The organism is Calditrichota bacterium, from assembly GCA_013151735.1.
GTDB lineage: Bacteria > Zhuqueibacterota > JdFR-76 > JdFR-76 > BMS3Abin05 > BMS3Abin05.
In genome coordinates, this window is the sequence record JAADHR010000139.1 from 1 (window position 1) to 24,514 (window position 24,514).

The following is a 24,514-nucleotide window of genomic DNA, read 5'->3' on the forward strand; positions in this document are numbered from 1 at the left end:
CCACCGTGTTCGGATCGCTGAGTTTCCACTGGACCAGACGCCACCCAACCCAGTCGATCGTTATCCACTCGGAAACCTCATGTCCAGGCCAGGACGATTCATTCCCTTCATCCAGGCAAAATCGGAATTTATTGCCGCTGCCATCGCCGTACAGGTAAACCTGAAGCACAAAAGACGTGTCGAAAACCACACTGCGCGGGGCACCACCTGCCAAATATTCACGAATCAGGTGCTCCGATTGCGTTGTATCCCAGGCATATTTAAGAAAGGCCGCCCGCCGTTGAACGGGACGTGTGGCGGAGGCCGGTAAATAAACCTTTCGGGTAAAGCCAAATTCGCACTCCGGCACATTAATGCCCACGGTAGAACCGCTGTATCCCGGCTGTTTCCAATCTCCCGGATTCGTAAAATCATCGATCGATTCCATCTGGTAATAGTGGTAATCCGCCGTCCTAAAATTGATTACAAGCCTCTTTTCCAGGTGATTTCCGCTTGTGTCGGTAATACCTGTAGTTACCAGAATCGTGTAAACAGTCTTCGGAAGAAGCGCATCATAGGATTTGATGCTTAAAACGGATTGCCCTTGAGTTGCAGTTAACTGGTAATCGATGGGTACGCTCGTCTGTCCCGATTCGTACAAAAAGACCGTTGTGTCCGAAACCGTTTTCGGATCAATCAATTCATTAAAAACAACGGTCAATGGCGTTTCGACATCCACCTGCGTCTGGTAGGGAGATTTTGTCGGAAAGGAACCGACAATTTGAGGCGGGTAGATATCCTTGCTGAATGTTTTAAAATGCAGCTCAAAGGCATCACCGGGCTGCCCGTCTCCATTTCCATCAATGGATTTTCCATTGATGTCGGTTACAGCTGGTGTAACGACAAGTGTGTACCGGGTCCCCATTTGAAAGAAATTTTTGGGAGAAAGTGTAACCTGTTTCCGATCGGTCGACCACTGAAGGGTTAATTCTCCTGCGGATGGGGTGAGTTGAATTCCCTGTCGAAACGAAAGGGTGTCGATCGTTTTCGAAAAAGAAAGTTGGATGACCTGGGTAATGGGGACGGAATCCCCTTCTGCAGGCACAGTGGAAACAACCCGCGGTGGAAACGAGGGTACGGCATCGGACAATTCAGAATTAGACGTTGTTGATTCATTCCAGTAGCGGTCCAGTGTGGTAGCAAAATAACGGTACCGGCCGTTAAAATCCTGCAAACCTGTTATGTGGTCCGTCACAGAAACCGTATCCATTCCAAACCGAAGTCCGACAATCGGATCACGGGTAACATCCAGAACATCGTCTTCCGAACGGTAAACCGCAAACCGTTGATTGGTCGTAATTGAGGCGGGCGGGTAGACGGTAATTCGGTAATTCATCGAGTCAATTTTTGCCAATGTTATGGTTGGAGGATCCGGCGGGATGCTGTCAATTAGCGCTGTTGCACGAACCTTGGTTTTGTTCTGGAAGAATAACTTGCGTGCGTCATCCCAATAGTTATAATCTCTCCAGGTGCCGTAACTGAAGAATTGGAACCCATCCACCCAGGGAATAGTGCGGACTTTTTCAACAATGGCCGGATGACGGTTCCACGCATTATTTTCTGCCAATATATAGGATCCCGGCCCCACCGTATAAAGCCGGCCGGCCCGAATACCCGGTTGAATATATTGAGACCAGCAATTCGGGCAATCGCCCACCAGCATGCCGTAAAAACCTTCGGGTGTTGTCCAGTGGTAATGCATGGGAGCCAGTTGATCAACATAGCCTTTATTGAACCAGAGGGCGGCATCCTGATACACCGTACCGTAGGCCTGCCAACCGCCCCAGTTGTATTTTCCCAAAACAGCGGCTGAAAGCCTAACCCAGGGTTTGACGGCCTGAATGGAATCGTGAAGGGTTCGGACAAATTCGGTCACCGACCACCGCCACCAATCCTCCCAACTATCGAATCCGGACGGTACACCCGCGCTGTAGGGATGTTCCACATCATAAAGATAGCGGCCTGCCTGATTGCTGTTAAGCTCCTCAATTTGTGCCGGGGTAATCATTCCATCCAGCATGCGGTTTTCGCTGAACATCTTGGCAAATTTCTGAGACTGCAGGCCGTTTGTATACTCATTCCAGCGCACATAATCCAGATGAATTCCATCGATATCGTATTTTCGCACAATTTCCATGGCCACTTTTACCAGATAAGCCCGCACCTCCGGAAGCCCCGGAGATAGGGATCGATGTGAGGTCATGGGATTTCCATCCCGGTCCCGGCACACCCATTCCGGATGCTCACGGGAAGGAGCACCGGCGTGGGTACTGGAGGCATCAAATGTATTAAACCAGGCGTGAACTTCCATTCCGCGTTTGTGTGCTTCGCGAATGGCATAAGCCAGGGGATCATAACCCGGATTGTGATAACCAGTATAATAACCCCATGGCTCATAGGAAGAATTATAATAAGCAGTTCCTCCCTGACGCACCTGCCACAGCACGGCATTCATATTTGCCTTAGCATGATTTTCAATAATTGTGCGGTCCAGAACCTCATTTTGCCAGGTACTCAGGTCTGAATCAATAAGATTCCAGGTAATGACCCATGTTGCCCGAAACTCGTCGTTTCTGTTCCCAGCCAGCAGACTGTGTGCAACGAACATAATCAAAGCAATCGCTACAAATTTTTTCACAAAAGCCCTCTTTTCTTTGGATTCACAGAATACAAATAAGGCCGATGGATGGAGTCCATCGGCCTTTTCACACCAGAATAAAATGACCGGGTAATTATTTCACCAGCATCATTTTCTTTGTAAACACTTTGCCATCAACCAGTAAGCGATAGTAGTAAACGCCGGAAGCCAATCGACTGCCGTCGAATTTGGCCTGGTACTGTCCGGCACTCATTTCCTGATTGAAAAGTTTCGCTACCAGGCGGCCATTCACATCGAACACGCTCAGATCAACATGGCCTCTCTTCTGCAGGGAGAAAGGAATCACAGTTGTCGGGTTGAAGGGGTTCGGGTAGTTCTGATACAGCACGAAGCTGGACGGAACACCTTCGGTCTTGAATTCTTCAACAGAAACCGGAATAATCGGGCTTCCCGGCTTTTTGGGATTCGGATTTGTCCATATTGAAATCCAGCCACCGTCAAAGTCAGCGGTGTACATCGTGTGACCGTCAAGACTCCAGGCCGCGCCACGCGGAGAATAATAGGTTCCGGGTAATGGAGGACCAACCCAGGAAGAATTCATATTGTGGCCAACCGTATCCACAATACCAAAAGACTGAGTGGGATCCAAACCGTACCATCCGCCTAAATCATTGGGGCCAATATCCCAGTAGGAACCGACCCACAACAGACCATTGCGATCCCAGTCCATGCACTGCGCCCAGATATTTTTGTGAAGGGTATCGACGGGAGCATAGGTTCCGTCGGGGCCATCATCGCTGTGATAATCCACAAATCCGTTTCCGGCAGAACCGCCGTAAATACGGCCTAAATAAACATCTTTTCCGTCAGGCGTCACAACAATGCTTCGGGAAATGGAAAAACTGGAATCCTGAACATAGCTGTATAATTCAAAATCTTCATCCAAAACATAAATCGGACGGCCCTTTTGAACCACATTTGTTATATACGTAAAACCATTTTCGTCAACGGCCGCTTCCGTCAGCGAAGAAGAATCGGGATCGACCCATTTGCCGAGGACATCACCCGTTTTGTAATCAATGCGCCATAAGACAAACCAGTTTGTAAACATCACGTTTCCATTATTGTCGAGGGATAACCCGCGGCAGGAATTTGTAATGGTATCTGTAACACCCTGATAGGTCAAGAAGGTGATCTTCTTGTCCAGGGTTCCATCGGAATTATACACCCACAGTGGTTTCACAGGAATGGTATCGCCATTTGCGGTGTAGAGCGTATCCGAATAATAATAATAGCCCACCCAAATTTTCCCGTCAGGGGTAACCACAACACCATGAGGGCCGCGATGTTCGGCAAAATTGGACTGAAAGGTCCAAACCTGGGCCATCGCCACGCTCGAAAACAGAACGACAGCTAATAAAGCCAATAAAAACTTCTTCATTACTACCTCCTTTTAATTAATTCACTTAATTCTTCCATCAACCAAAATTACAACCTTTTTTCCTTACCACCTCCCTTTTTTCTTATTTTGCCCGTCTCTGTTATCACCTCCTTTTTATCTTAACTGTACTTGATTTTTTTTGATGAAAAGGCTATTTTAGTTTATTTTCTTCCATAATATGGGGCGCCATTTTCTTTCATGGTATACCGCATAATGCGCCGTTTGCCTACGTCATGTTCATTATGGCGATTAACATACAGGTAATTCGAATTGCCCCAAACCATGTAATTGGTTGGAGGATAAATGACACCCGGATAGAGTGGATGGGTCGATCCGCTGCTAAGTGAATAAATCGTGATTGCATCCCCCTCACTGCGTCCGATAAATAATTCTCCCTTTTCCGAAAAGGTGATGGACAGCGGGAGTGCATCGCTTTGTCCCACAAACGAAGCCCAATCAAAAACCAATTCACTGGCACCCAGTTTTCCGTCATTGGACAAAATCTTATTCCGCCAAATCCCGACCTTTGGAATAGTCGTGTCGCTTCCGTTGTACATACCCACTACATAAACGTAGCCATCGTACACGCGAACGCCCCACAAGAAATAATCCACATACGGTGCCGCCCCAAAAAACACGCCGTTCGGGTCCACACTGATAATAGAATCGGCCTTCCCGGCCACGTAAAGTATGCCATTCTGATCAAAATCCAGATCATAAATCCGGCCGCCCACGTTCGGGACAAATTTCTGATCATGCCCGCCGCCGGGAGGAACGCGATAAATGGTTCGATTTCCGCGAAGCATATACAGATAGCCGCCTGGGCCCATTTTCATCCCGGTTGCTTTGATAAACGACGCTGTCCCGTAATCAATTTTTTCACCTTCCGGTGTTACTTTTATAATTTTCCTGGTTGTTAAGACCACATAGATGTTTTCATCCAGATCACATGCCAGCCCGGACGCATTATCATAATTGTCAAATCCGCCGTATTCAACCGACGCATATTCCAGTTTAATGTAGGCATACTGCCCGAAAAGCAGTGCACCTTTCACATTAACCTTAATTTGAACCGAATCCGATGGGACGTTGGGCGCCTTGACCGTGAGAGCTGTCTCGGATGCGGAAATAATCTCCGCCTTTTCCCCATTGAAAAAGACGTTATCTTCTTCAGGATTGGCAGAGAAATTCTTTCCGGTAATGGTGATCGTATCAATACCGGCCAGACCGAATTTGGGATTCACATCCGTAATGACCGGATCCGGTTTATACTTTGCATTTGGATCATAAATACTGCTGGGATAATTATTCTTGCAACTGCCAAAAATCACAGCCGCCAAAACAATTAGCAGTAACAGACTCAATGTTTTTGCAAGTGTTTTCATCTTTTTTCTCCTTTAAAGAATCAAATGGAACTAAAATAAAATCGTCTGTCCAAAGTATTCGTTTTTCTCTTTGATTGTACTACCGAATAATAACAAACTTTCTGAATGCTTCTTCCCCTTTTCGGTACAGAAGCTGATTGGTTTCCGGATCGCGGTAATCTTCCGTTACCAGAAAATGGGCAATATATACTCCACTAACAACCACCTGGCGCGAAGATGTGACAGAATTCCAAACTTCATCTCCGCTTCCGTCTTCATGCTGGATGGTTTGAATGAGATCCCCCCGCTCTGTGTAGATTTTAATGGTGCAATGCCCGGGAATATTCAAAAACATGATTTTATCCGGTTCACCGGGAAACTGCAAATCCCGCATCCGCACATTAAATGGATTCGGAACCACGCGGATATCTTTCAGACTATGCCCGGCTTGTCTGCGCAAATAAGCGGGTTGTGTCGTACGGGTATAAAACCGGTTGCTGTGCAATTCCCCCGTTGGATTCGCGGCACCGCTTGTATTGTTGCTCCCGTCATTATAGGCAACGATGTAGTAATAGTATGAAAAACCCCGCTGAGCCGTCAGATCATCAAATCGATACTCCCCCTTTTGAGCCGTGTGAATCAGACTATAGGTTGTGTCCGGTTTACCTACCGCCCGGTAAATTTTATATCCCATAAACCCCGGATCAGCTTCTGACGGACTGGCTTTCCATTTCAGGGTGATTCGGTCCCCGCCCGATTTGACTTCAAATAAGGGGGGCGGCAACGGGGGTTCGGGAATTTTATAATGAAGTCGATAATTTCGCAAAGCCCGGCCAAAGGTGAGCATAATGGAATCTTTTCCCGTGTAAATCCATTCATCCTTGTATTTGTCTTCATCCGTAGTCGTTTTGCCGTCGGGAAGGACAAACGGTCCATTATCAGATGGATCGTCATGGGCTTTTTTCCATCGGCGTCCGATCTTTTCGCACAATTGCCGATTAATGCCGTTAACCCCCTCTGCCTCGATAATTGTGATACTCTCACCGTGCGCCAAATCAAACGGGCCATAGGCAATCCATATATTCGTCCCGCCCGCATCATTATGAACCGTAAAGGGATCGGTAAGAGGAGTCTTCAGACGATCTTCATCAAACCGGTCTGTTCCGCCCAGTCCCTTGTAGGGGATTCCGCTTAACATACTGTATAACGACCGCAAACCGGCATAATTCGGGGAGTTGGGGCTTCCGATTCTCGGATAGGTATCACCCGCATGCCATCCCAAAACCGTGGGTTCATTCACATCGTCGCTTTTGTCTTTAGGGCTTTTATCCACATGAAGAATAGCAACACCCACATGTTGAGGCGACGTCAACCGGCCGTCTTTTTGCAGATAGGGACCGCCAATATTATCGTAGGTATTTTTGGAATTTTGTCCCGCCCAGCCAAATCCGCACCGAATCCAATCAACAATGGGATTGGCCTCCGTAATCGGATCGTTGGCATGCTGCGGATAGTCCTCGCCGCGCTTGGTTGGGAGGAAATGTTTTCCCCATAATTGCGAACCGCCACTGGCAAACCCGCCCTCGCGGCAGGCACTATACCGAACTCCCCAACTGATGCGCACCCCTTTCAGCGAATCGGTCAACTCAATATCATCGTCGTAATCGGTATTCCCTGTATTGGTGAATGTATATTCCTTGATAAAGTAATTATCATGATATTGTTGGCTGAAGACCAGGATCCGCCGGGTCATGGTCAACCCCATGCTGGTATTGACCACATTCGTAATGATACGGTCCGGGATTTGATCGGGATCGATTTCATCTACATCTCCGGCATAAGGAGCCGTAATGTTGTACCCATCCACAAAAACGGTTGGGGGTTCGAATTTAGCCGTTTCCTTCAGTTCGATAGGAAACAGAGATTCTCCCACATAATCGGTTGCAAAATAGACTCCGTAGAATTCAAACTTCCGCCCCTTGTCATCTGTAAAATTTTTACAGGCAAACCAGGTTCTTTTAATGACTGCGTTATCCTGATAGGGATAATCGGCCGGCCAGACCATTCCCTCATAATATTTATTGTTCCAGGCCCTTTCCGATCCGTAGGCCGAAAAAAGACTTTGCAGCGAACCAATCCGCACATATCGCTTCTCAGTACCTTCAACCTGAGAATGGGCCACATTCACTTGCCAGAAAAAGAGCAAACCTGCGAGGGCAAGGAGAGCAATGAAAGACCTGTTTATGTGTTTTTCATTTTTCATAAATGTACCACCATTAATTTTTAGAAATCAATTTTAATACCGAATGTAAAATCTCTTGGATTTAAAAAGGTTAATGCTTTAAAATTGGGCATATCGATATAGGATTTATTTTTTCTCCGTTTATCATTTCGGGCCTTAATGGCCGGATCATTATTGGGATTGGGCTCCATCGGATCATAGGCCACACCCTCCGGCCGATAATCTCCGATTTTGTCATTTCCATGTTCCACGCCCGTTTCCCACGAAAAATGCAGCGAAGCCATATAATCCAGATAATCATAATTGTCTGAAAAGGCGGCAGAGCTCATGTATTTTGTATTCAGCAGGTTTGAAACATCCATATAAAGTTGTATATTGTATCTCCGAACGTTGAATATTTTGGAAACCCGCATATTTAGATTATACCAGTTCTTCCAGCGCACATTGTCCAAAACACCCGGCAGACTGTTGGGATTGTAGGTCGCATAGCGTCCCGCCTTCCAGTCCGCCAGAAAATTCAGATTCCATCCACCCAGCGGGTAGAAGTTCATCCAGGATTTCCAAAAATTGTTGGGGGAATGAATATTGATATTTGCGCGGGCATAGGGCCGGGGATGAGGCCTGGACTGATAAGGATTCAGCCGCAAATAGTCGCGTTCCTTGTTTGGATCCTCGTAGTACCGCAACAAACCAAAATAGCCTGAGGAACTGACATCATAGGTATAGTTAATAAAACCCGTTACCCAGCGGCCAATTCGTTTGTTAAGGGTAAACTCAAATCCCCGGATATCCTGGTAATTATTGCTGGCAGCCTTGTAATATTGAACGGAATTATTGATGTTCTGATAAAATATCCATCCGGGCTGATTGGTGATATCCTTGTAATAGGCCGCGATATTCAAGAGAAACATATTAAACAAATTTTGAGAAAAGCCAAGTTCGTACGCCACCGTTTTTTCCAATTTCAGGTTCGGATCGCCGATATAGGTGACCAGTCCGTTGGATTCTCTCTGCAACCGAAAACGATAGGATGAAAAAGGCTCCTGCGTAAAATGGCCATAGTTAAAATAGAGTTTGGAATTTTCCGTAATGGGGTGCGACACGCCGACCCGCGGGCTTAATGTCCACCGGGCCTTTGTTTTTTTCCGCGGGACATCCTTTTCAATATTTGATCCGTATCCGGCCTTAAAATATTTATCGTAATCACTGAGTTCATACCATTTTCCGTTGGGATTAGAATAATCCAGGCGCAGCCCCACATTGGCAATGAAACCCTGAAATTCCAATTTGTCCTGTGCATAAGCGCCCACCCGATAGGGAAAAACATTATAAACCATCGATCGGGTCCATGTGTTCATGGAAGGACTATCTGTAAACGAACGAATCCGATAATCATTATAGGCCACCTGCACACCTGTCTTCACCTGATTGTGCTGGTCAACCTGGCTGGTCAGATCAAATGAAAAATGGGTGGTCGAGTTTCGGCTTTTATCCCGGCCAAGATTCATCCAGCCGCCCATAATCATCCCGTCAATTCCGGTTACAGAGTATCCCCAATATCCGTAGGGGGCTTCATCTACACGATAACCGGGAAAGATTTCATATTTTTTCGTCGTATCCCGATCAGCCATTTTGTAGGTGTTGTAGCGGTTTGAAATCGTTTCCAACCGTATTTCGTAATAGGTTTGAGGGGTAACAATGTGTGTAAATTTCAGGCCAAGCACGTGCCGGTAAATGGCGCTCGGGCTAAAATACCCCGGCATATAAAGCATACTGGCACCACTGCTGCTATTGAGCAAATTGGCCACCTCACTGGTACTTCTCAAAACATGCCCTGTGGGGGTTGTTTTCCAGTTGTAGGGCGATACGGAATAGACTTCGCCATAAAGCCCTGTAAAAACAAGTTTCATGGAAGGGGTAATATCGGATGTCAGTTTAATTTGGGTATGGTTATCTGAATAGCTGTCGCGTGAAAGGGGAAAAATGAACATATCCCTCTCGCGGAAATGGGTCAGATAAAAGCGCAAATCTCCCAGCCGGTCTGAAATGAGCGGAACCGGTCCGCCCAAACCCACATCAATTACATAATCCGGTTTTTTGATATCCCCCTGGCGCCGGTGCTGCCATTCGTAAAGCCGTTTGGCGGCTGCCGGGGTCAGATCATTCGTGGGATCCGAATCCTGGAATGTGGCATCCGACACCGCATTCCATCCTTCAAAATTCGGATATTGCCTGCGGGTATAATCATCCCAGGCACCGTTATTGGTTCCCGTCCAGCATACGGATTCATCCATATGGGGGCGATTAAAATAAGACATGGGATCATAAAGAGAGGGACCGAAATGCTTGGGTGCCGGGGGGCTATATCGGAAAATGGCTGAGCCGTTATAGTGTTTCCGGCTTCCCTCCCGGGTAACCACATTCACAATTCCCGAACGAACATTGCCATATTCGGCATTAAATCCCCCCGTTTGAACCTGAATTTCCTTAACAGCGCTTAAACTGACGGCGGCATAGGGTAAATTCGATCGCTCGTCGTTCATTGACAAACCGTCCACCATGAAGGCGGTCTGTTCAGGCCCGCTGCCACGAATAATAATTCCGCGGGTCCCCTGTTGAATACCGGCCTGAAGTGTAAGTACTTGATTCACCGTTTCTACCGGTAAATCAGATACCACCTTCGAACTGATATTCATCATGCTCGCGGAAACGTCCTTTCTCACAATCGGGCGTTCGGCCACAACAACTACCTCTTTCCCGGAAATAACCCGTGGCGTCAGACTGGCGTTGATACTTGTGGTAAGGTCAATGGCAACACGGACATTTTTGATCCGGTATTCGGCATAGCCAATCATTGAAAATTTAAGCGTGTAAATTCCCGGGGGAACATTCAGAATGACATAATATCCTTTTTCATTCGTTGCCGCGCCAATAGTCGTCCCCTCCACGATTACATTTACACCCGGCAGGGGGCTTCCGGACGATTTATCCTTTACATACCCGGCTATTTTACCGGTTGTTCCTGCAAATGCAGTTGCAGAAAATAACATGATCAAAAAAATTAGTAAGGGCGTCTTTTTCATAAAAACGGCCTCCAGGCTTTGCAAAGCAATAAGAATTCTTTTATTTATTTTGAATAAGCATGTACTTCTTTAGAATAACCTTTATCTCAGGCAATGCACAGGCACTGCAGGTCCCGGGATGGTTTCTGCCCGGTATCACACGTTTCCATTTGGCAAACGGCGCGCATTGCTCATTGGACATTTAGAGTGAAAACCGTATTGAAAAACGATTGATGTTTTTAAATACGCTATACGGTGTGTATGAATAATCAATCGCCAAACCAAATTTCCGGATTCCAAAACCGGTTGTAAACCCATACAGATCCTGATTACTCGTATAGCCCGCTCGCAATATCAACATATTCATGAAGGTGTATTCCCCCCCGATTTCAATATATTCGGGATAAGAACGCGGATGAGCCGCATCAACCGTGATCAGCAGGGAATTTGAACCGGGAATGACGTTGGGAACAAATTCAAACAGGTTGAACGAGATACCCATTTTAAAGGTTAATGGCAACTGAAAGCCCTCTTTTTCATATTTTATTTCTTTTGAAAAATTGCGAACGGACATCCCAAAAACCAGGCTTTTAAAGCCTGTTTTATACTGGGTACCGAAATCAAAAGCCAGGGTACTTAATGAATACTTTTTCTTGTTCAGGATTGTGTCATTTTCGGTATAGACAGGAACATAGCTCTGTCCCAGGTTTTGGAATGCATATTTCACCTGTCCGCCCACAGCAAACCGGTCGGTCAGCTCTTTTCCGTATCCCAACCCCACCATATAGGCCGACGGCTGCGCCCAGCCGTCAGGAAGATCCACAAAACCCTGATCGTTACTGGCCACCCGGGTCCAGAGGAATTTTCCGTAGTCTACGGTTAAAAAGCTGATGCCCAAAACCCCGTATTTCCGATGGGCAATATTTAACGCCATACTTCCGGACATATATTTAATATCTGCAATCCAATTCATTTGATTCAGGGAAACATCCATAAATCCGCTGAGGCGGGCAAGACCCGCGGGATTGTAGAAAAGAGATGCTGAGCTTCCCTCCACGGTGGTAAACGCACCCGCCATCGCTGCGGCACGGGCATCTGTTTGTACGCTCAAATACTGAAATCCCGTCTGGGCCAGTTTCTTTTGAGCAAAAACGTTCGGGTGAACGAGGCTCAAAGTAAGAAGGAGCGTTAAAGAAACAAAACAGATCTTTTTCATTTTTATTCTCCTTAAATTATCAAACAAATGGAATCTTTATCATTTCTTGTGTTTAAATTCGATATTCTTGCAACTGGCGAACTGCATTTCTGTTTTGACTACCGAATAATTACAAATTTACGAATGGCCTTTTTCCCATCCGGTGTTTCAAACACAGCAATATAAACACCGCTAACCACAACCTGTCGCGAGGAGGTTACCGAATTCCAGGCTTCATCGCCGCTGGTGTCGGTGTGTTCGATTGTCTTGATCAAATCTCCCCTTTCCGTAAATATTTTTATGGTACAAATGGGAGGCAAATTCAGAAACATTATGCGGTCAGCACCGCTGATACCGTATTGAATGTCGCGTGCCCGGATATTATAGGGATTCGGGACCACCCGAATATCGGCCATGCTTGCACCGGGAGCCCGAACCAGATGAGCCGGTTCGTTCGTCATCGTGTAAAACCGGCTGCTTTCCATGGGAACGCCGGGCTGTACATCATTTGTGGTTCCGTCATCAAACGAGGTGATGTAGTAATAATAATCGAAGCCGCGAACCGCGGTGGTATCCAGGAATTCATGGGTAATCGGATTTCCCGAATTTCCGCCGCATTCATAAATTTTCTGGTAAAATGTATCCGGTTGGAACATGGCTCTGTAAATCCGATATCCGGAAAAATTCGGCCAGGATTCAGCATTGTCCGCCCATTTCAAGGTAATTCTGTTCCCGCCCGGCAGTACATTGAAAAGTTTTGGAGGAGGCGGCGGCTGAGAAATATTAAAATTGGATTTGTACGTCTTAATGGCCCGTTCAAAGGTTTGAAAAATAGAATCCTTTCCTGTCATCACCCAGGCATCTTTATACTTATTGAAATCGTTCGGGTCTGTGAGAACCGTTCCATTGGGCATTTTAAAGGGTGCCTTTTTGTTAAGCCACCGGCTTCCTATTGTAAAGCAAGAATCCCGATTCAATCCGGCTACCCCTTCGGCCAGCACAATGTGGATGCTGTCGCCGGGAGCCAGTGTGTAGGGACCAAATCCCTGACTTTGTGAATACCCGCCGCCGGTTGCACCAAATTCATCGGCATTGCCATCGCCAATAGCATCCGCCTGGGACATGGGGGGATGTCCCTTTGTCATGGCCGCATATTCCGAGGCCATCTGGCCTTCATTAAACTGGTCGTTTCCGGAATTGATGGCGGCATCAGAATCAATATACCAGGTTGTTGTGGGCTGATACGGATCATCCGATTTATCGGTAGCCGATTTATCGGCATGAATAACAACCACCCCCAGAAATTGCTGGGCGCTTAAATGGCCGTCATGCACAAAGTCGGGGCCGCCTATTTCATCGCCGGGACCGGCCCATTTGGAATGTTTCCCGTGCCAGGAATATTCCGCCCGAAAGGGATCGCCTTTGGAGGGGTCTTCACCCACTACCTGATCCATTGTATTTCTGCCCCATGATGTATTCTGAGGTAAAAAGAAATAACCATACGGCCCCCCTTCTCTGGAAGGAGCGTAACGATACTGGAAGAAGAAAACCACTCCGTGCAAAGTCTGCTGGTTCACTCGCCCTTTTTTATCGATGATTCCTGTATTTTTGAATGTGTAATCGTAAACAAAAAAGTTGTCATGGTATTTCTGACTGCTTGCATAGATTTTCCGGGTCATTGTAATTCCAATGGATGTGTTGACCACATTAATCAGTTCACGATCCACCGGCAGGTTCGGATCAACCTCATCCACAAAATCCATATAATCAATTCGGGATGCGGGAATTCCGCCCACCAAAACAAGCGGATGATTGAATTTACCGACTAATTTAAATTCAACCGGCATAAATTCATGTTCCTCATCCAGCACGCGGGGACCCACGTGAACGACTTTGGCCGGAAAGGTTTTGCCGACCAGGGGGTCATTATAGTTTATGGCTCCAATCCATAAGGCCTTGGCTGCCTTACAATCCTGGTAGCGAAACTGGGCGGGCCAGCGCAATCCATCCTGCTGATCAGAAACAAGGTGGGTTCGCCCGACCTCAATTTCGGACCCTCCGCTGGAAAACCAGTCCTGCAGCATTCCGATCGCTATCCATTTTGTTTGATCGCTGCGCCCGTTGGCCATAAAAATGGTAAAGAGCATGAGCAACGTCATTGAAAAAACAATCAATGCTCGGGTTCTAATAGATTTTCGCGTCATCATAGTTTATCCTCTTTTTCTAAACGTCTAAATTCTACGAGTTTTCGATTATAGGTGAAAAGAAACCGTTAGACCAAAAAAGATACTTCTTGGATTCAAAAACGTAAAGAAGGTCTGATTGGGCATATCAATATAGGCCTTTTTGTCAAGCACCTCTTTCACCCGATTGTCATCTACTTTCACCCAGGTATCGTTTTTATATTGCATGTATTTTTTCGTGCTTGCATCATAATAAATCGCCCGGGCACTGGGATCGGTCACCTGAGAAATTGAGGGCGTCCACTCCATAGGCTGATAATCCACACCATCATCCCTGAAATCGCCGGGTTTATCGTTGCCCGGAATATTTCCATAACCGAGTTTATCCCCAATATCTTGTGGTAAATGAAGCGATTGCATATAGAAGTTGTAGTCGTGAATATTGTAAAAGGAATATCCGGAGAATCGCTTAATATTTAATGCATTGTAAATATCCATAAAGAATCGGACATCGAATTTTTTAAAGGGAATTGTCTTTTGGAGTTTCAGATCCACATTCCGATAACTTTTCCATTGAACATTGTATTCAATTCCAGGCACATTATTTGGATTCCAGCTGAACCAGCTTCCCGCTGTCCACCGCGCAATGATATTGAAGTTCCAGCCTGCAAGAGGACGCTGGCCCAGAATCTTCCTTCCAAAATCCATCGGGGTGTGAAAATCCAGATAGGTTTTTATCCGGGGCGTTGGACGCGGCTTATATTGAACAGGATTTCGCCGCAGGTACTGACGCTGTTCGGCCGGATTTTCATAATACCGGGCCGAACCAAAATATCCGGAGGTTCCAACCCGATATTCATAATTGATATTTCCGGTAAACCACCGGCCGGTCATTTTGGTGAGATCCGCCTCAAACCCGCGGATATCTTCATAAGCATTACTGGTAATTTTCCGATAATTCACCTTCCCATCGAAACTGATATAGCGAACCCAGAATTCTTCATCTGAAACATCCTTGTAATAGGCGGCCAGGTGAAATAAGTAATTGTTTGAAATGGCCTGATCGTAACCCAACTCGTAGGCTACCGTCTTGGCCAACGGAATGGTTGGATCGCCAATATAACTCAGCTTCTCACGAAGGTCGCGCTGAACCCGATACAATCGTTCGGAGGTGGGGATCTGCCGATAATGCCCGTAATTAAAATAAAGTTTCGAATTTACCGTAATCGGGTGTGAAATTGCAATTCTCGGACTCACCGTAACCCGCGTCTTCATTTTTTTGGTCAGAAATTTTGATTCCTCGCTGGGTTTATAACTTTCCGAGAAAAAGGCCCGATCGTATGGCCCCACATTATACCAATTTCCATTGGGATTTGTAAATTCCGCCACTAAACCCAAGGTTGAAATAAATCCCTGATATTCCAATTTATCCTGAATATAAAAGTTTCCGCGGATGGGATTCCTGTCAATTTTTGTCCACGTATTGCCTTCCGGAAGAAATTTATTCACCATGCCAAAAGACATCCTAAATTGATCATAAACCACACTGAATCCGGTTTTGACCTGATTGTTCTCATTCACCTGACTGGTGATATCGGCACGCCCTGATGTTGTGGTAATCTGGCTGTAATCTCTGGAGGTACTGACGGCACCCCCCAGGGCAATTTGCTTGCCAATGCCGTAAGAAGGCTCCGGCCAGTATCCAACAGGGGCCTCATCTACAAAATAGCCGGGAAATATTTCATATTTTTTAGTGGTATCCCGCAGGGCTCCGGGCGAGGTAAAGTATTTTTTGTGAACCTGTTCAATCTGAACCTCGTAAAATGTGGTTGGATTAATAACCTGGGTCAGTTTTGCTGAAAATGCACCATAGTACCTTGCCGTCGGTGAATAATAAATATCCGTATAAATTCGCCAGGGAACCGTAAAGCCCCTGCGATTCACAATGCTGGCCACGCCGGAGGTCGTTCTGAAATATGAGGACCCCCCTGAACGAGAGGCGTTGGTTGCAAAGGTTTCACCATAAATACCCAAAATTGATAATTTCATCGATGGCGTAATATCGGATGTAATTTTGGTCATTAAACTGTGGTTTATAAAAGCATCCCGGCTGAGCTCCATTAAATACATATCCCGTTCGCGCCGGTATGAGGTGTAAAAGCGCAGATCGCCCAACTTGTGGCCGATAAAAGGAACAGGACCACCAAAGCCCGCATCAATATTATAATCCGATTTTTTAATGTCTCCCTGCTTGCGATGCTGCCATTCATAAAGGCGTTGAAGTGCGGCGGGGGTTAAATCATTTGTGGGATCATCATCCTTCAGAAGTCTTTCGGAAATGGCATTCCAGCCTTCAAATACAGGATATTGCCGTTGTGTATATTTATCCCAATCGCTGTTTTCCGTCCCGTTCCAGCAGACCTCGGGGTCCATATACGGGCGCAGCCAAAACGATTTCGGATCGTACGGGGATATTCCAAAATGTTTGGGGGCGGGCGGACGAACCTTGTAGGTAAATGTACCCGTGTATTGTTTCCGACTGCCTTCTTTGGTTACTAAATTGACCACACCAGACCGCACATTGTTGTATTCAGCACTGAATCCACCGGTTTGGACCGAAACCGCCTGAACGGCACTTAACGGGACCAGTGAAATCGGTTCATTGGTTCGTTCATCTCTCAATGATACGCCGTCTACCATAAAAAGGGTCTGGTCTGCTCCCGCACCACGAATCCCCATATTCGATGTTACACCCGCCTGATATCCTACCAAATCGCTGACACTGCTCACCGGCAGCACTTGGATTTGAGCCGAGGTAATGTTTTTTTCACTGGCGGCCACATCTTTTTGCACCGGAGACCGTTTTGCAACAACTACCACCTCTTTTCCAGCCAAAACAACGGGTTCCAGCTCCGCATTTTCAGTGGTGGTCAAATCGATTTTGACGCGAACATCCTTTACAACATAGGTCGAATAACCAATCATTGAGAATTTGAGCGTATACGTGCCGGGAGGCACATTTAATATGAAATAGTAGCCATCCTTGTTTGTGGCTGCTCCCATTCTTGTCCCTTCAATAATCACATTGACACCAGGCAGGGCCTGGCCGCTTTTTGCATCCTTAACCTTCCCCGCAATCTTTCCGGTTGTTCCTGCAAAAAGAACGTTTGCAAGAAGGGTTAGGCTAACAATTGCAAGCAAAATTTTCTTCATCATTGAAGTACTCCTTTTTCTGTAAGAATAGACTTTCAAAATAGATTTAAATCTTTGCAATTAAAGAAAAAACGCCCAAAAGGTTACCTCATTCCATAAAATTGACTCTCTGAGTGAGGTGATCTGACTGGACTTTTGTTATCCTTAGTCGTTTGGAGAGAAAATGTGACCATTTTTATTATTAATCGGATTACATTTAAAAAATCATCTTTTACAAAATAAGTAAACCGCAACATACACACGTGATCCATAATCTCATAAAAGCAGTCATTTCAGCTTTGCCCTTATTTGATCCTTTGTCCCCTTTGGCAGCCGATCGGCGGAATCCGATGCCCCGGGTATCATATTGTGTACGTAACGGTTCATCTGTTGAATTAAACTACAGATAGATGGCATAAAACTTAAGCAATATATTAAAATTTTGTTAGCATATTTTACAAAATTTTGACATTTAAATCAAGACCTTTTTTGAAAAAAGGAAAATAATTGCATGAATTGCATATATAATGCATTATGCAATTGTTTGCTTTTTGCCCTAAAATTTTTAAAACTTTTTTACGGCAAAAACCGGCCTTAAAAATATTTTAAACATGGAACCCGTCCAAACGGCGCATCATCAGACGGCCGGCATTTAAGAATCGAACGCAGACATGCGGGAAGCTGCGTGAAACGAAGAAGAAAATGGATCGTAAAATTGTTAGAGAATAAGCGATTTTACTTGATTGTTTGGTGGATTTTGTTTATAATTTAGTGAAATTTTCTGGGAGGAAAAAATGAACCACCTGCTTCAGGATTTCGGGAAAATTCTCATTATTCTTGGAATTGTGCTGGCTTTTGCCGGTTTACTTTTAACCGGCCTGGGAAAGATTTCTTTTCTGGGACGCCTTCCGGGAGATATTTTTATTCAGCGCAAAAACTTCACGTTTTATTTTCCAATTACAACCAGTATTCTTATTAGCATTCTTATCAGCCTTATTTTGTATTTCATTTCGAAAAAATAAGTTTGCTGTTCAGAACGAACGGAGCCATTCATGAAAAAGACAAAATCCCTCTTTGCCTTTCTTCTTTTTTGTTTCTTCTCATTGACGACCCTGCATCTGTTTGCCGCTGAACCCCCTGTTTACGTCATTCAGGTAAAAGGGGTGATCAATCCCGTCTCAGCAAAATACATTGTGGAATCGATTGAAAAGGCGGAAGATGCAAAGGCCCAATGTTTGGTTTTGGAACTGGACACCCCCGGTGGTCTGATGACATCCATGCGCCAGATTACCCAAGCCTTCTTAAGCAGCAAAATTCCGATACTTGTTTATGTTTATCCCCAGGGTGCCCGGGCCGCATCTGCCGGGGTTTTCATTACGTATGCCGCTCACATTGCCGCGATGGCCCCCAGTACAAATATTGGCGCGGCCCACCCGGTTACCATCGGAGGAGGCACACCGGGTGCCCCGGCCGATACCAGCGGCAAATCCACAATGATGGAAAAAGTAACCAATGACGCCGTGGCCTCCATCAAATCGCTGGCAGAAAAACGGCACCGGAATGCCAAGTGGGCCGAAGAAGCGGTCCGAAAAAGCGTTTCCATTACGGAAAAGGAGGCGCTTGCTCTCCACGTGATCGATTACATTGCCCCGACTCTGGATTCCCTGCTGGCACTTGTTGACGGTAAAAAGGTCGATTTGGATGACCACTCCACCGTTCTGCGGACCCGAAAAGCGCCAATTATTCGGGAAGAAATGAACTGGCGCTACCGCATTCTGGATAAACTCTCTGACCCCAATATTGCCTATATTTTCCTTCTGCTGGGGCTCTATGGCTTAATTTTCGAACTTTCCAATCCCGGGTCCATTCTGCCGGGGGTAGCCGGAGTTATTTTCCTCATTCTGGCATTTTTCGCCATGCAGACTCTTCCCATTAATTATGCCGGTCTTTCACTGATTCTTTTTGGCGTTGTGCTTTTCGTCCTTGAAATTAAGATAACCAGCTATGGATTACTTACCATCGGAGGAATTATTTCCATGACCTTAGGCTCACTGATGTTATTCCAATCGCCCTATCCCTTTTTAAAGGTTTCTCTGGGAGTGATTGTGCCTGCCGTACTTGTAACGGCTCTTTTTTTCATCTTCGCTGTTGGGGCGGGTTTAAAAGCCCAAACAAAACGATCCATCACCGGAACGGAGGGCCTGATCGGCGAAACAGGAGAAGCCCTGACCCCCCTTGGCAAACAACCCGGAAAGGTGAAGGTGCATGGCGAAATCTGGAAGGCCGTTAGCGATCAACCCATTAAAAAGGGATCCACCGTAAAAGTAGATAAAGTGAATCATTTGACGTTGCATGTTAAACACAAAGAATAACTAACCCAACGAGGAGGAACTATGTACTCTGGAACTGTTTTAGCTGTTTTGATTATTCTTTTCATTCTGGCAAGCGCCATTCGTATTCTTAAAGAATACGAAAGAGGCGTTATCTTCAGACTGGGACGTGCTATCGGGGTTAAAGGCCCAGGGCTGATTTTGCTGATTCCCATTGTGGACAAAATGGTGAAGGTGAGTCTGCGTGTGGTTACTTTTGACGTCCCGCCTCAGGATGTGATTACTAAAGACAATGTCTCTGTGAAGGTTAATGCGGTCCTTTATTTCCGCGTCATGGATCCCATGAGGGCCATTGTAGAAGTACAGGATTTCCTGTATGCTACCTCTCAATTGGCACAAACCACCTTGCGAAATGTTATCGGCCAGGCAGAACTGGACGAACTCTTGTCCGCGCGGGATAAAATTAATGCCAGTTTGCAGGAAATTATCGACACCCACACGGATCCATGGGGCATCAAGGTTTCGCTGGTGGAGATCAAGTATGTGGACCTTCCGCAGGACATGCAGCGAGCAATGGCCCGGCAGGCAGAGGCGGAACGAGAACGACGCGCCAAAATTATTCACGCAGAAGGCGAATATCAGGCATCCCGTCAATTGGCCGAAGCCGCAAAAGTCATGGCTGTCCACGGAATTGCCCTGCAATTGCGCTATTTGCAAACGCTGACGGAAATTGCATCTGAAAACAATTCGACCATTGTTTTTCCAATTCCCATTGAAATGATGAATGCGTTTTCCGAAAAATTTCCACCGGCAAAGAAACAATCTGAATAAAAAAAGAACCTTTGAAGAAAAAAGAGAACCCAGGCGTGACTTCCCGGAACTTTTGGTGTTTTATGGCCGCTCAGTTCGGAAAACACGCCGCACAAAATCTACAGACGGGTAAGCGTGGAGAATCCATAAGAAAATGACTCTGCATCCAAAGATCGGGATTCTGACATTCCATATGCCACAAAATGCCTCGCTGGACAGATACGCAAAACATGCAAAAGAGGCAACTGTGGAATTGGCCGGTTTCTTAAAGGAAAATCAGGTGGTTGCCGTTCATTCAACCCAGTGGTTCCCAAAGGGGATTCAAAACGAATCCCAACTGGCCAGCCTTTTTCAGCAGTTTGAACAGGAAAAAGTGGAGGCTGTGTTGGTGGAAATGTACGATATTCCACCTGCCAAACTCTTTCTTAAGGCCATGCTCACCATGCCTACCCCTTTTGCACTTTACGGCACCCCTCACCCCTCTCTTAAATCGGCCCTTGGGCTTATTCGGGGCGGGCAGCTCATCTGGGAAAATCTCAGGCAACCTCAGGCCATTAGTTCTCATCGCTTCTGGGGAATCGGCCGGTACCTTTTGCGCTGGATTCGGGGCATGTCCGCTCTTTACAATCTAAGAAAGGGCACTTTTGTTATTTTCTCAGAAAAGGTGGAAAACTATTCAGAAATTGAATATGAATTCCTTACCCACAATCTGGAAGCCCTCGTAAGCATTGCCACTGTTCAGGACATTCTAAAACGGATCGAAACGATCCCGGAAGAACAGGTCGATTATTCTCTGGATTATCTGCACAAAAACGGTCTGGCGCTCACCGATCTCCATAAGGTTTCTCCGAAGGATGTGCGGCATCAGATAAAATTCGTGCTGGCCTTTGAACAATGGGTGCTTTCATCCGGAATCCCGAGTATTAATACGGTGGGCTTCGACACCTCCGCACAGAAATATTTAAAAGAGATCGGTGCCAATCTTGGTTTTCTCTCCACGTTTTTTCCCTATCTAAACCCAGGCCGCATACCCCTAAAGTATTTTCCGATTATCGGAGAAGTGGACGAGACCCTTCTTTTCACATCTGCCCTGCTCTCTCGCATTGCGTTCCCGATTCCGGCGTTTTGCGGAAGTGTGCATCTTGCCGATACACACTCCTTCCTGATTTCCAGCCCCTGGGGCGCTCCGGCCTATTACGCTACCGGCCTTGCAGAGGGATCCTCCATTTTCTCTAATATTTCGCTCCAAAAAGATTGCGGATCCGGGTGGGGTATTACCCCCGGATTTGAGGTGCTGACCGGCGAAGCAACCGTTGCAACCCTTGCCAAACTGCCCGGCAGCCGCTACATCATGCAAATTGGGGAAGGCTGGTCGCGGGAAATTACCTCCGAAATACGCCAGAATATTCAATGGGGAACCCCGTGGCCGCGTCTGGCCATTGATCTGGGCGTTCGTCCGTATTTGTTGATTCAGACCCTGGGATCCCCCTTTGTTTCAGTGGTAATGAAACGAAATGCCGATGAAATTCGGGTGGTCTGCGAACAACTTCGGGTACCTGTAATTGCCATGGATTCTGAACAATCCATCAAGGAATTCCGGGATACCTTTCGAACCGGAAGAGTTTTCTGACGCTCAGATTGAGGATTGACCATGCCTAAACCATTTCATGTTCACGTCGTTTCGCATACCCATTGGGACCGCGAGTGGTATTTACCCTTCCAAAAATACCGGCACCGACTGGTTCAAATGATGGATTCCCTTCTGGACCTTCTGGAGAAAAAACCTTCGTTTAAGTATTTCGTCATGGATGGTCAAACCGTGGTGCTTGAAGATTATCTGGAGATTCGCCCCGGCAACCGCAAACGACTGCAAAGGGCCATTGAAAACAGGCGTCTTTTCGCAGGCCCCTGGTACGTGCTTCCGGATGAATTTCTGGTGAGCGGTGAATCGCTGGTCAGGAATCTGCTCAGGGGACATAGAATCTCCGGGGAATTCGGACATTCCATGCAAGTGGGTTACGTTCCCGACCCCTTCGGACACATTAACCAGCTTCCCCAAATCCTGAACGGCTTTAACATCGACAATTTTATTTTCACGCGGGGAATCGGGAATGAAGCAGACCGGTTGGGAACAGAATTTTACTGGGAGACACCCGATGGAAGCCGGGTGCTGGCCATTCACCAATACGAGGGATATTGCCACGGCGGAAGCTGGGGCTACCCCGAGATCTGGATGCCTGAGTTTCCGGGAAATCCCTCAACGGACCTGGCCGTGCAGCGGCTCCAAAAAACGCTGGAAGTTGCTGAAGCCCGCTCTCACACAACGGAAGTCCTGTTTAACAATGGCTGCGACCACCTGTATGCCCAGCCTGAAATCCCCGAGATTATTGAAAGGGTTCAAAAGCAGCTTCCGACTGTTTCAATTGAACACTCACATTTGGAAAAGTACATTCAGGATCTGAAAAAATCCGTAAAGGATCTGCCTCGCTATCAAGGTGAGTTCCGCGGCGGAAAAACTCAGTTTCTGCTGTCCGGGGTTCTCTCCACACGAATCTACCTGAAACAGGCAAACCACCGGGCCCAAACCCTTCTCGAAAACGAGGTGGAGCCCCTTTCGGTGCTGCTAAGCACCTTTTTTGGAATCGACTATCCGGGCGCCTTTCTGGATCAGGCCTGGAAGCTGGTTTTACTGAATCACCCTCACGACAGCATTTGCGGATGCAGCGTTGATTTGGTTCACAAAGAAATGGAACCTCGTTTCGATCAGGCTCTTGAAATAGGCGAATGGCTCCTGTTCGAAGGAATGAGTAAGGCTGCCGAGACTCTTCCTTTAGGCCAGCACTCCCCCTCGCGGACGCTTCTTGTTGCCAACACACTCCCCTGGCCCCGAAGGGTAACCGTTAAAAAAATTGTTGAACTTCCGCCCGAATTTGACGGGAAGCCCCTTAAGCTGGTGAGTCCTTCGGGTGAAGAAATTCCAACAATTGAGTTCTGGCGCAAACGGATCAAAGGCGCCGGCCCCCACAGCATCGATTTTCTCTCGCGGATCCGAACCTTTGCAGCGCAAGAGACCTTTGTTTTCGGTCTGTTGGATAGTTTTAAAGATTTTCTTGTGGAAGATTCTGAAAAACCCGCGGCGAATCTGGCTGCGCTGCAAATGACGCTTGACCTGCCGGCCCTTGGTTTTCAGGCTGTATGCCTGAAAACAGGGGAAGCGCAAACACTCCCTGAAAGTAAACTGGCATCCGGCAACACAATGGAAAATGAGTTTATTCGAGTCACCGTTCATCCCAACGGCACATTCGATCTGCTTCACAAGCCCTCCAATCGAAGCTGGAACGGGCTCAATCTGCTGGAAGATCAAGAAGATGTGGGCGATGAGTACGATTTTTCGCCCTCCGCCAATCCGGATAGCCGGTGGGTGTCATCTTCAAACGGAACCATTAAAATTCTGGAGAATTCCCCGCTTGCCGCCCGAATCCAAGTGAATTTCGATTTCACGGTACCTGCACGGATTGAGAGCGATCGACAGACCCGCAGCAAGGAAGTGGTGAGCCTTCCGGTTCAAACCATTTTTTCAATCGAGCGGGATTCCGATCTCGTCAAGATTGAAACCACCCTCCGGAATCAGGCAAAGGATCATCGCGTGCGGGTGCGGTTTCCCACCGGAATCCAGGCAGAAGAGGTCGTAGTTGATGTCCATTTTGATGTGATTCGCCGGTCCATCCATTTGCCCAACGGGGATGACTGGGTTCAAAAACCGGTGCCGACGCAGAATCAGCGAAATTTTGTGGCTGTTGAATCGCCTGATTCCGGGCTGGCCGTTTTTAATCAGGGACTCCCCGAGTACGAAGCCATTCCGGAGAAAAACGGGATCACACTGGCCCTTACGCTTTTTCGGTCGGTAGAGTGGTTGTCCCGTAACGATTTGCTTACGCGTAATAATGACGCAGGCCCCAGGCTGTTTACGCCGGACGCCCAATGCCGGCGCAAATTGACCTTCCGTTACGCCGTGAAACCCTATTCCGGCCCGTGGCAAACAGCTAATTTGCTGCAT

At 46.8% G+C, this 24,514-nt stretch carries 13 protein-coding genes; 5 read left to right on the top strand and 8 right to left on the bottom strand.

Features of this window, described 5'->3' with window-relative positions:
* The 8 genes from GXO76_10000 to GXO76_10035 form a co-directional block, all read right to left on the bottom strand.
* The coding region (locus tag GXO76_10000; GenBank protein ID NOY78185.1) for a family 10 glycosylhydrolase at positions 1 to 2,647 on the bottom strand (2,647 nt) is incomplete at its 3' end.
* A 124-nt stretch (positions 2,648 to 2,771) separates the two neighbouring features.
* Positions 2,772 to 4,079, bottom strand: coding sequence for a T9SS type A sorting domain-containing protein (locus GXO76_10005; GenBank protein NOY78186.1), 1,308 nt, complete (start codon positions 4,077 to 4,079; stop codon positions 2,772 to 2,774).
* Between the two features lie 161 nt (positions 4,080 to 4,240).
* Positions 4,241 to 5,464, bottom strand: a complete 1,224-nt coding sequence (locus GXO76_10010) for a hypothetical protein (protein ID NOY78187.1) — start codon at positions 5,462 to 5,464, stop codon at positions 4,241 to 4,243.
* 79 nt (positions 5,465 to 5,543) lie between these two features.
* Positions 5,544 to 7,706, bottom strand: a complete 2,163-nt coding sequence (locus GXO76_10015; GenBank protein NOY78188.1) for a fibronectin — start codon at positions 7,704 to 7,706, stop codon at positions 5,544 to 5,546.
* 20 nt (positions 7,707 to 7,726) lie between these two features.
* Positions 7,727 to 10,768 carry a TonB-dependent receptor gene (locus tag GXO76_10020; GenBank protein NOY78189.1) on the bottom strand — a complete coding sequence of 1,014 codons (3,042 nt, stop codon included), beginning with the start codon at positions 10,766 to 10,768 and terminating at the stop codon, positions 7,727 to 7,729.
* A gap of 181 nt (positions 10,769 to 10,949) precedes the next feature.
* Positions 10,950 to 11,963 (bottom strand): PorV/PorQ family protein, encoded by a 1,014-nt coding sequence (locus GXO76_10025; GenBank protein NOY78190.1) that lies wholly within the window; start codon positions 11,961 to 11,963, stop codon positions 10,950 to 10,952.
* Positions 11,964 to 12,061: 98 nt separating this feature from the next.
* On the bottom strand, positions 12,062 to 14,101 hold the full coding sequence (locus tag GXO76_10030; protein NOY78191.1) for a fibronectin: 2,040 nt from the start codon (positions 14,099 to 14,101) through the stop codon (positions 12,062 to 12,064).
* Positions 14,102 to 14,194: 93 nt separating this feature from the next.
* Complete coding sequence (locus tag GXO76_10035) at positions 14,195 to 17,341, bottom strand: TonB-dependent receptor plug domain-containing protein (GenBank protein ID NOY78192.1); 3,147 nt, start codon at positions 17,339 to 17,341, stop codon at positions 14,195 to 14,197.
* Between the two features lie 770 nt (positions 17,342 to 18,111).
* On the opposite strand from GXO76_10035, the gene GXO76_10040 reads away from it, so the two are divergent.
* The 5 genes from GXO76_10040 to GXO76_10060 form a co-directional block, all read left to right on the top strand.
* On the top strand, positions 18,112 to 18,339 hold the full coding sequence (locus tag GXO76_10040; protein ID NOY78193.1) for a DUF2905 domain-containing protein: 228 nt from the start codon (positions 18,112 to 18,114) through the stop codon (positions 18,337 to 18,339).
* 30 nt (positions 18,340 to 18,369) lie between these two features.
* On the top strand, positions 18,370 to 19,689 hold the full coding sequence (locus tag GXO76_10045; protein ID NOY78194.1) for a nodulation protein NfeD: 1,320 nt from the start codon (positions 18,370 to 18,372) through the stop codon (positions 19,687 to 19,689).
* A gap of 21 nt (positions 19,690 to 19,710) precedes the next feature.
* Entirely contained in the window at positions 19,711 to 20,478 is a 768-nt protein-coding gene (locus GXO76_10050) for a slipin family protein (protein NOY78195.1), read from the top strand.
* Positions 20,479 to 20,611: 133 nt separating this feature from the next.
* Positions 20,612 to 22,087: a hypothetical protein gene (locus GXO76_10055; GenBank protein NOY78196.1), complete on the top strand. Its 1,476-nt coding sequence runs from the start codon at positions 20,612 to 20,614 to the stop codon at positions 22,085 to 22,087.
* Between the two features lie 21 nt (positions 22,088 to 22,108).
* On the top strand, positions 22,109 to 24,514 hold a 2,406-nt coding region (locus tag GXO76_10060; GenBank protein ID NOY78197.1), incomplete at its 3' end, for a hypothetical protein.

Coding starts and splice junctions, on each gene's coding strand:
- GXO76_10005 (NOY78186.1), bottom strand. CDS start 4,079: ATGAAGAAGTTTTTATTGGCTTTATTAGCTGTCGTTCTGTTTTCGAGC.
- GXO76_10010 (NOY78187.1), bottom strand. CDS start 5,464: ATGAAAACACTTGCAAAAACATTGAGTCTGTTACTGCTAATTGTTTTG.
- GXO76_10015 (NOY78188.1), bottom strand. CDS start 7,706: ATGAAAAATGAAAAACACATAAACAGGTCTTTCATTGCTCTCCTTGCC.
- GXO76_10020 (NOY78189.1), bottom strand. CDS start 10,768: ATGAAAAAGACGCCCTTACTAATTTTTTTGATCATGTTATTTTCTGCA.
- GXO76_10025 (NOY78190.1), bottom strand. CDS start 11,963: ATGAAAAAGATCTGTTTTGTTTCTTTAACGCTCCTTCTTACTTTGAGC.
- GXO76_10030 (NOY78191.1), bottom strand. CDS start 14,101: ATGACGTTGCTCATGCTCTTTACCATTTTTATGGCCAACGGGCGCAGC.
- GXO76_10035 (NOY78192.1), bottom strand. CDS start 17,341: ATGATGAAGAAAATTTTGCTTGCAATTGTTAGCCTAACCCTTCTTGCA.
- GXO76_10040 (NOY78193.1), top strand. CDS start 18,112: ATGAACCACCTGCTTCAGGATTTCGGGAAAATTCTCATTATTCTTGGA.
- GXO76_10045 (NOY78194.1), top strand. CDS start 18,370: ATGAAAAAGACAAAATCCCTCTTTGCCTTTCTTCTTTTTTGTTTCTTC.
- GXO76_10050 (NOY78195.1), top strand. CDS start 19,711: ATGTACTCTGGAACTGTTTTAGCTGTTTTGATTATTCTTTTCATTCTG.
- GXO76_10055 (NOY78196.1), top strand. CDS start 20,612: ATGACTCTGCATCCAAAGATCGGGATTCTGACATTCCATATGCCACAA.